Source organism: Mycobacterium sp., assembly GCF_032162605.1.
GTDB lineage: Bacteria > Actinomycetota > Actinomycetes > Mycobacteriales > Mycobacteriaceae > Mycobacterium.
In genome coordinates this window covers 1-8,570 of record NZ_JAVROT010000070.1, presented here as the reverse complement: position 1 = coordinate 8,570, position 8,570 = coordinate 1, and the positions used below count along the sequence as shown (strand labels likewise).

Annotated in this window: 9 protein-coding genes; 4 read left to right on the top strand and 5 right to left on the bottom strand. The window is 63.9% G+C overall.

Annotated features, from left to right (window positions below; all coding sequences use genetic code 11):
- The 4 genes from QOI01_RS03850 to QOI01_RS03835 all read right to left on the bottom strand — a co-directional run.
- Nucleotides 1-896, bottom strand: an 896-nt coding sequence (locus QOI01_RS03850; protein WP_526378756.1) for a polysaccharide deacetylase family protein, incomplete at its 3' end; no start/stop codon positions are given.
- A 51-nt stretch (nucleotides 897-947) separates the two neighbouring features.
- A complete protein-coding gene (locus QOI01_RS03845; protein WP_526378754.1) occupies nucleotides 948-1,724 on the bottom strand; it encodes an SDR family NAD(P)-dependent oxidoreductase in 777 nt (258 codons plus the stop codon).
- A 32-nt stretch (nucleotides 1,725-1,756) separates the two neighbouring features.
- The gene (locus tag QOI01_RS03840; protein WP_526378752.1) at nucleotides 1,757-2,509 is read right to left on the bottom strand and encodes an SDR family NAD(P)-dependent oxidoreductase; all 753 of its coding nucleotides are present in this window, start codon (nucleotides 2,507-2,509) and stop codon (nucleotides 1,757-1,759) included.
- Nucleotides 2,510-2,520: 11 nt separating this feature from the next.
- Entirely contained in the window at nucleotides 2,521-4,041 is a 1,521-nt protein-coding gene (locus QOI01_RS03835) for an amino acid permease (protein WP_526378750.1), read from the bottom strand.
- Nucleotides 4,042-4,744: 703 nt separating this feature from the next.
- On the opposite strand from QOI01_RS03835, the gene QOI01_RS03830 reads away from it, so the two are divergent.
- The 4 genes from QOI01_RS03830 to QOI01_RS03815 are packed head-to-tail and all read left to right on the top strand — an operon-like array spanning nucleotide 4,745 to nucleotide 8,340.
- Nucleotides 4,745-5,608 (top strand): MurR/RpiR family transcriptional regulator, encoded by an 864-nt coding sequence (locus QOI01_RS03830; protein WP_526378748.1) that lies wholly within the window; start codon nucleotides 4,745-4,747, stop codon nucleotides 5,606-5,608.
- Between the two features lie 7 nt (nucleotides 5,609-5,615).
- Nucleotides 5,616-6,305, top strand: a complete 690-nt coding sequence (locus QOI01_RS03825; RefSeq protein WP_526378746.1) for a cysteine hydrolase family protein — start codon at nucleotides 5,616-5,618, stop codon at nucleotides 6,303-6,305.
- Complete coding sequence (locus QOI01_RS03820) at nucleotides 6,302-7,165, top strand: fumarylacetoacetate hydrolase family protein (RefSeq protein ID WP_526378744.1); 864 nt, start codon at nucleotides 6,302-6,304, stop codon at nucleotides 7,163-7,165. Before QOI01_RS03825 ends, QOI01_RS03820 begins: the two co-directional genes overlap by 4 nt.
- Nucleotides 7,162-8,340: a pyridoxal phosphate-dependent aminotransferase gene (locus QOI01_RS03815; RefSeq protein WP_526378742.1), complete on the top strand. Its 1,179-nt coding sequence runs from the start codon at nucleotides 7,162-7,164 to the stop codon at nucleotides 8,338-8,340. Before QOI01_RS03820 ends, QOI01_RS03815 begins: the two co-directional genes overlap by 4 nt.
- Before the next feature lie 51 nt (nucleotides 8,341-8,391).
- On the opposite strand, the gene QOI01_RS03810 is transcribed toward QOI01_RS03815, so the two are convergent.
- A complete protein-coding gene (locus QOI01_RS03810; protein ID WP_526378758.1) occupies nucleotides 8,392-8,556 on the bottom strand; it encodes a DUF6537 domain-containing protein in 165 nt (54 codons plus the stop codon).
- Nucleotides 8,557-8,570: the final 14 nt, after the last annotated feature.

Here is an 8,570-nt window from a genome sequence, read left to right as displayed (position 1 = left end):
CGACGCATGAAGGCGACGTCGGCGAACTGCTGGGCGTAGTCGATGAAGCGAGCCAGTCCGTCGGAGCGCGCAGGGTTGCCGCTCATCCGCGGATGGACACCGATCGACATCATCCGCCCTAGGTCGTCGCCGTCGTTGCGCAGCCGATCCAGTGTGGCCTTCGCCGTCATGAAGAAGTCCTCAGGACTGCCGTACCCGGTGCCCACGATGTACCGCGCGTCGTTGACCACGAGCGAGTACGGCACCACGAGGTGGGTCCGGTCGCTCATGCGCGTCCAGTACGGCAGATCGTCGTTGTAACAATCGGAGTCGTACTCGAACCCGCCCTCCTCGATCACGAGTTCACGGGTATTGGTGCTCATCTCGCGGCAGTACCAACCGACTGGTCGGCTCCCCGTCGTCGCCTCGATGGATTGGATCGCGCGTCGAATTGCCTCACGCTCCTGCTCGCGGGTCATCTCGAAATGGTTGCTCCATCGGTAGCCGTGACCGGCGGCCTCGTCACCACGGCTGGCGAGTTTGACCGCCACATCCGGGTTGCGCTCCAGCGCCACGGCGGAAGCGAAGAACGTGACCGGGATGCCCGCGGTATCGAATATCCGGAAGAGCCGCCAGATGCCGGTTCGAGAGCCGTACTCGTACATCGACTCGACAGCCAGGTCGCGTTGACCTTCGAGCTTGAACGGCAGCTCGTAGAGGATGTCATTCTCGCCGTCGCCCATTGCGAAGGTTTTCTCTGAGCCTTCCTCGTAGTTCACGACGAGCTGGATCGCGACCTTCGCGTCGCCTGCCCACCGAATCATCGGGGGATGCTCGCCGTAGCCGACGATCTCCCGTGGCGGACCGGCCACCTCCACGTCGTCGCCGCGGCGGAAGAATGAAACGTCCTCAGTCATGCCTTCTCCTCATGTTCTAGCGTTAGGCCCGAGATCGGCGGGACACTGCGATTAGTCCAGCCCGGCGAGATAGCGCGCGCCGTCGGCAGCGATCACTTGCCCACTCACGTGTGAACCTTGCTCGCTGGCCAGGAATTGATAGATGTAAGCGATGTCCTCCGGTCGACCCAACCGTCCCGAAGGCATCTTGGCTGCGACCTCCCTGACCCCGTCGGGGCCGAGTGAATTGACCGGGTCGTTGGCCTGCGGAGTGTCGATGACGCCTGGCGCGACCGCGTTGGCCGTCACCCCGTCCGGCCCGAACTCCACGGCGAGTGTCTTGATGAGTCCGCCTAGCCCGGCCTTAGCTGCGGTGTAGTGAGGATGCTTCGGCCACGCTTGCACGGTGCCGGCGGCCGAGGAGGTTGCCAGCAACCGTCCGTAACCCGCCTGACGCATGTGTGGCAACGCGGCTCGGAAGCAACGCCACGCCCCGTTGAGATTGACGTCGATCACTGCCTGCCACGCGTCGTCGTCCAGGCTCGCGAGATCCACCTTGCGGGCGATACCGGCATTGGCCACGACGATGTCGAGGCGGCCGAACTTCGACACCGCCTGTTCGACGATCGAATCGACGTCCGCTGTGCTACGTACGTCCACCTCGACCGCAATGCTCTGGCCCCCTGCCTTGGACACCGCGTCTTCGACTAGGCCAATGTCGTGGCCATCTGGCGGATACCAGGCCAACGCCACGTTGGCGCCCGCCTCGGCGAAAACCCTTGCGGTTGCGGCGCCGATCCCAGAAGCAGCGCCGGTAATGAGTGCTACCCGGCCAGTGAGTTCAAACATGGATGTCTCGCTTTCCCAAGGGACTGGCTTCCTCAGAGCATTACGTCTCCGCCGTTGGGGCAGAGCGTCTGGCCGACGTAGTAGGAGGAGTCGTCGGAGGCGAGGAACACTGCCGTGGGCGCCACTTCGTCCGCTTCTCCGAAGCGTGCCATCGGCAGCTCGGAGAGTTTGCGGGCGGCCCACTCCTCGCTCTCCTCGGCCATCATGTCCGTAACGATCGGGCCGGGTGCGATCGCGTTGACCCGAACTCCTCTGGTGGCGACCTCCCGAGCCATCGCCTTGGTCATCCCGATGATCCCGGCCTTGCTCGCGCAGTAGTGGACCATGTCCAGCCCGCCGATCTGGCCGAGCTGCGAGGCGACGTTGATGATCACGCCGCTCTTGCGCTCGAGCATGCCCGGGATCACGAATCGGCTGCACATGAAGGAGCCGCGAAGGTTCACTCCGACCACCCGGTCGAACTCTGCGATCGAGAGGTCTTCGCATCGGTGCTCGCTGAAGGTCCCGGCGTTGTTGACCAGGATGTCGATCCGCCCGAATGCGGCGACGGCGGTGTCGACCATCGCGCGCACCTGTTGCTCGTCGGCCACGTTCGTGTGCACCAGTAACGAGCGGCGGGCGGACTCGGCGATGGACGCAATCACCGGCTGGGCCGCGGCCTCGTCCAGCACGTCTGCGATGACCACGTCGGCGCCCTCGGCGGCGAACGCCATCGCGATGTGGCCCCCGATCCCTCGTGCACCACCGGTGACGATGGCGACCTTGTCGGTGAGTTTCTTGGTCATGGTGTTCTCCGTCAGGGCTTCTCGAGCGCGGGATCCACGTCGGGCAGGCCGTCCGGCGACAGGCTGGGCGACTTCCCCTCTGCGAAGTCGATCCCATCGGTGGCCATCGTCGCGCCCATCGCGGCAAGTTTCTCGGGCGACGTGCGTTTGATGTAGACGTAGACGAGCAGCCCGATCACAAGCCAGACGAGAACCATCTCGCTGACGTAGTTGTACGGGAACGGCTGGCCAGGCTTAACCGTCGACCACAGCGGGTAGAGCAACACCGCGGTGCCGATCACGGGCGCGACCAAGTGTCGCCAGACGTTGAAATCGGGTGACCCCCAATAGAATTTGACGAGGCCGACGTTGGCCATCGCGTAGACAAGGATGACGCCGATGGTGCCCATCGAGCCGGTGAACCCGTAGACGTCGGTGAGGCCGGCGCCCACCCACAGTGACAGCGCGATGCCGACGACGACGGAGAAGCCGACCAGGGCGTAGATCGAGATGAACGGCGAACGGAACTTGGGGTGGATCCGCGAGAGCACCGGCGGGAGAATCCGCTCGCTCGCCATCGCGTACATGACCCGGACTGTCGTGTTGAGCACTGCGAGCATGGCGGAAAACAGTCCGGCAACCGCGGCGAACTCCACGGGCTGCTTGAGCCAAGGTGCGTTCTGCTCGGCCAGGGAGGTGAACTGGGCAGGGCTGGCGAGGAAGTCCTGCATTCCCGCTTGGGTGTTCAGATGGAAGCCGGCCGCCAGGCCGTACAGAACGAAGACGAAGAACACGCCGACTCCGATCAGCGCACCTCGGATGGCAAGCGGCACATTGCGTTTGGGGTTGGCGGTCTCCTCGCCCAATGTCGCCGCCGCCTCGAAGCCGATGAAAGACAATAGCCCGAACACGACGCCAAGGCCGACACCCGAAAGACCATTCGGGCCGGAGGTCGGGTTGAAGTACGAGAGGCTGTTGCCGCTGCCCGCACGGATGATGGAGATGAGCGCCAGCAAAGAGAAGATGAACATCTCCGCTGCCAGAAGGATGAGGTCCAGCCGCACCGACGTTCTGATGCTCCGCACCGACAGGATCATCGCCAGTCCGATCAGAATTATCCCGAGGAGCCACCACGGGACATCCCAACCGAACGTCGACTGTAGGTAGCTCCGCATGAAGGCGCCATTCGCGGTGAAGAGCCCGATCATCAACACCACGAATGCCGCGGCGTAGATCCACCCGGTGAAGAACCCCGCGAGGCTGCCGATCGATTTGGTACAGAACGTGTAGAAGGAGCCCGAAGACGGAAGCTTCTTCGTGAACTCGATTACGGTGTTAGCCACAAACAACGCGGCAACGAACGCCAGTAGGAACGCGACGGGCAGGGCCGCGCCTGCGTCGGCCCCGGCTGCCGGCGCGTTCAACACGACCGCGAGTACCGGCGCCATCGCAGCGGCCGACAGCGCCAGGCAGTTCCGGGCTGTCAGAATCCCTCGCTCAAGCTTCGGTCCGTCACCAGACGCACTCGATGATGCGGGAACGGTATCGGTCATCTGTCTCTAGCCTCTCGCCAGTAGTACCGGTATCCAAGACGCGCTGCACAGCGGGCTATCGCAGGTCGTTGTGTGGTATGGCGCTGGAAAAAGTATGTGAAATTAGAGCCCGGGGTGGATCGGTTGTCAACCCGAGGGTGGAGCAGATCGCGGCCTAATATGACCAAATCCCTTGCCGTGTAAGTGAAAGCATGGTCCGAAATAGTTGCCGAATCTGTTGCATTGATTAACGGATCTGCAATCAACGTTGCATTACTCGACCTTGGCAGGATCCTCGCGGCCTGTCGAACTACGATCATGCATAGAATGTTGCACACTATGGAGGATCGTGCAGTGCGGATTGCAACGGCTGAGGAACTCGGTTAACGTGAACCTCCGGCAGCTTGTGCAAGCATTCCGCGGACGGGTGCCAGGCTCTAACGGGCACAGGGTCTGTCGTACCGGCTGTCGACGTGGCCGACCGCCCAACCCCAGTGGCCCGGAGCAGCGGGAAAGCGGTGCTCCGCTCGAGTATCCGAATGCAGCTGTACACCAACCGATCCGTTGAGGAGTCCTGATGGCGCGGGTTGTACGTTCGACCAACAAGCCCGAGCCCGAAAGAGGTTCTCCCACCAGGACGAAACCGAAGAACGCACGTCAAGCGGCCGCCTCTTCATCGGCGCAGAAGAAGGGGGAGTCGAAAGCAAAGGCGAAGCAGTCCCCCATGCTGGCCGAAGGCTCGGCGACAGCCGACTTCGAGGTTCGGATACGCGATCGGATGCCGTTCCTGACGCCGAAGCGACGAGTGCTCGCCCAGATCATGCTGACGGACCCCGCTGCCCTGATGTTGCGTACCGTTGAGTCCCTTGCACAAGAAGCCGGCGTCGACGGCGCAACTGTCGTCCGGCTCTGCAACGAACTCGACTACGACGGCTTCGCCGGACTCAAATGCCAACTGCGGGACGACTACACGCGATTCCGCACTGCCGCTGAGAAGATATCCCGAACGTTGGCTGCCGGGCAGGCCGAAGAGGACATCGTGCCCGGCGTCTTCAGCCGGGACAGCGCCAACATCGCGCTTGCCGCGGAGTGGAACAGTGCGGCGAAGATCGCCGAACTGGCCGAGACGATCACAGCCGCACGCCGCACGGTGATCGTGGCGTCTGGACTCTCTGCGCACGCAGCATCACTGGCTGCTCACCTGCTCCGCCTCGCCGGAGTCGACGCGATCGCACCCAACACCGAAATCGAAACGGCCATCCACATCGCCGACCTGGGAACCCACGACCTAGTCATCGGTATCTCGTTCTGGCGCTACATCGCATCGAGCGAACGACTGCTCATCCGCGCCGCCGCCGCCGACATCCACACGGCTGCCATCACCGACAGCTCAGAATCAGGCGTCGCCCGCGCGTCCCAACAAGTGCTGCGAGTGCCAACCGACTCGACCGAGCTCAGCAACTCGCTGACCGCGACCGTGGCGCTGATCAATGCCATCGTCACCGCGGTAATCCATTGCAATCCCGAACGTTCCCTATCAGCCCTAAAGCGCATCGACTCGGTTTTTAGCGACACCCAGATCACTTAGGAGAATCATGCTGACCATCCGACGCGCGCAGGTGCGTGAGACCTTGGACGAACTGGTCGAGCCGGGCTCGACCGCGCTCGTCGTCATCGACATGCAAAACGACTTGTGTCACGCTGACGGCGCTTTTGCTGCTGCCGGCGCCGACATCAGCGCATATCCGCCGATCGTTCCGACCATCGCGTCGCTTGTCGGCGCAGCGCGCGCGGCCGGCGTATTGATCATCTGGGTTCGCGTCACGAGTTCGCAGACCGAACTCTTCCAGTCCCCGGCGCAGTTGCGCTTCGAACTGCGAATGAAGAACACCTACGGACGATCCGAACAGTCGGAGTTCGACTTCGCCACGCCGGGCACCTGGGGACATGAGTTTCTGGAAGGTCTCGGCTACCGCGACGGCGACGCCGTCGTTGACAAGCGGCGCTCGAGCGGTTTCGCCGGCACAGACCTCGACATGCTGCTGCGTAGCAACGGTATCGAGTCGATCGTCGTGACCGGTTGCACCACTGAGGGGTGTGTGGACTCGACAATCCGGGATGCCGTCTCGCGCGACTATTACGTCACGCTGGTCCGCGACGGTGTCGCCAGCGACGACCGGTCGCTGCACGAGGCCGCGATGCACGTACTCACGGCCTACCGCTGCGATCATGCGACGGCCGCGGAAATCAGTGAGGCGTGGGCACAGGCTGGAGCCTCGCAGTGAGGCTTGGCCGCATCGCGAGCGGCAGTTGGATCGGGTTCGCCGTCTCGACGGATTCTGAGCAGTGGCTGCCGATGCCGTGTCTGGGCGTCGACCCAGCGGATACGGGCACGGCCATCGCGGTCGCGCGGCTCTGGGAATCGTGGGGCTATCCACAGCCCGCGGACGAATTGGTGCACGCGGACGCGTTGCACTGCCCGATCACGTCCAACCAGCGGATCGTGGGAGCGGGCGCGAACTTCGCTGCCCACGCCGCTGAGGTCGGGATGTCCACGTCAGCGGTCCCTCATCTGTTCGAACGATCACCGAGCACGCTGGCAGCGAACGGCGACACACTGATGATCACCTCGACTCCGGATCAGCATTGTGACTACGAAGTCGAACTCGCCGTCGTGGTGGATTGTCGACCGTCCGCATCGGTGCGTAACCCTTCGTCCGTCTTCGGCTACGCGGTTGCGAATGACCTGACGCTGCGCGCGCTGCAACAGACGGATCCGACCGTCACGTGTGCGAAGTCGGCGCCACGATCGTGCCCGATCGGCCCGTACATCACGACCGGCGACGAATTGCCCGAGCTCGGACAACTGGAGATGAGGTCATACGTCAACGGTGTGCTGCGACAGCACGTCTTTCTGGACGAAATGGTGCACTCGGCAACGGAATTAGTCGCCGCGATCGAGCGTGCCGCACCACTGCGAGCCGGGGATGTCGTTCTGACGGGCAGTCCCGGGGGGACGTCGGCCGGCGATTCGTCGGTCGACTTCCTCCAGAGCGGCGATGTTGTCGAATGCTCGATCGCACAGATCGGCTCGATCCAGAACACCGTCCGACTGCGCAAGCAACTTCAAGGAGCACTGGCATGACAACTCTGCAAGCACCGCCGACCGCACGTCCGGTGCCGAAGTCGGCAACCTACGAAATCGGGCGCCGCGTGGCCGCCTTGCGTGCCGCCGGTAAGACCGTCCTCGACCTCGCAACCGGCGAACCGAGTTTCGCCACGCCTGTGCGGATCGTCGAAGCAGCCGAGCAGGCGCTCAGGGCCGGTTACACCCGCTACACGCCGAGCGCCGGTTTGCCCGAAGCACGTGAGGCGGCCGCACACGCACTCGCGCGCGACCATGGTGTCGACGTGCCCAGCTCCCGGGTCTACGTGGTGCCGTCGGCGAAGTACGGCGTCTACGCGAGCCTGGCCGCGATCCTGGAGCCGGGTGACGAAGTGGTGGTGGTCGGACCGCATTGGGTCAGCTACGAACCGATGGTCACGTTGCTGTCGGCGACCGTGCGCCGCGTCCTGCCCGACGCCGCCAGGGGGTACCGCTTCGACAGCACCGAGCTGCTCGCAGCGATGAGCGACAGGACGCGCGCCATCGTGCTGAACACGCCGGGCAACCCGACTGGACGCGTACTGGGCGAGGGGGAGATCGCGGCCGTCGCCGAGGCATGCCGACGGAGTAGCTCCTGGGTCGTCTCGGACGAGATCTACGCGCACATCCGATTCGATGGGGTGGTGCATCGCGCTCCCGCAGCGCACCCGGAACTCGCCGACCGTACGTTCACCGTCGGCGGCCTCTCGAAGTCGCACGCGATGCCCGGGTGGCGCGTCGGCTACATCGCAGCCCCGGAGTCTGCCCAGGAGGCGCTCGACGGGGTTATCCAGAACTCTGTGGGTTGTGCGCCCGCGTTCGTCCAACGCGCGTCGGTCGTCGCGCTGAGCGACAGCGGAGTCCAAGACGAGATCGGCGCGATGGTCCACGAATACGCCCGGCGACGCGATGAGCTGTGCCACGCGTTGGACATCGTCCCAGGGTTCAACGTGTCGGTGCCGGAAGGTGCGCTTTACGTGTGGGCAGACATCGCGGCGACCGGTTTGAGCGGAGCTCAGGTTGCCGAATCCCTACTCGATGTTGCCGGCATAGCGGTGGTTCCCGGCGAAGCATTCGGCCCGGAGTACGTCGATCACATCCGATTGACATATGCCCCGAGCGATGCCGTGGTCAGCGCTGCGTGCCGCGCGCTCGCCGCTTGGACGCCACGCTGATCCAGCCATGCGGTGCCCGGGGCATCCACGCCTTCTTCCGGCAGCAACCAACTACTGCGGAGGAGGAGCAATTCCCAGCTCGAGAAGCCGAGCGTGGTAGGCGTCGACACTGGCGAGTTTGATGTCCTCGTAGCCGCGCACCATGTCTGAGAGCGCAGCCACTTCCAACGCTCGGTCGTAGTTGGCGGTATCGAGCTCGGCGGCGAGTGTGGCCACGATGTTCTCGTACT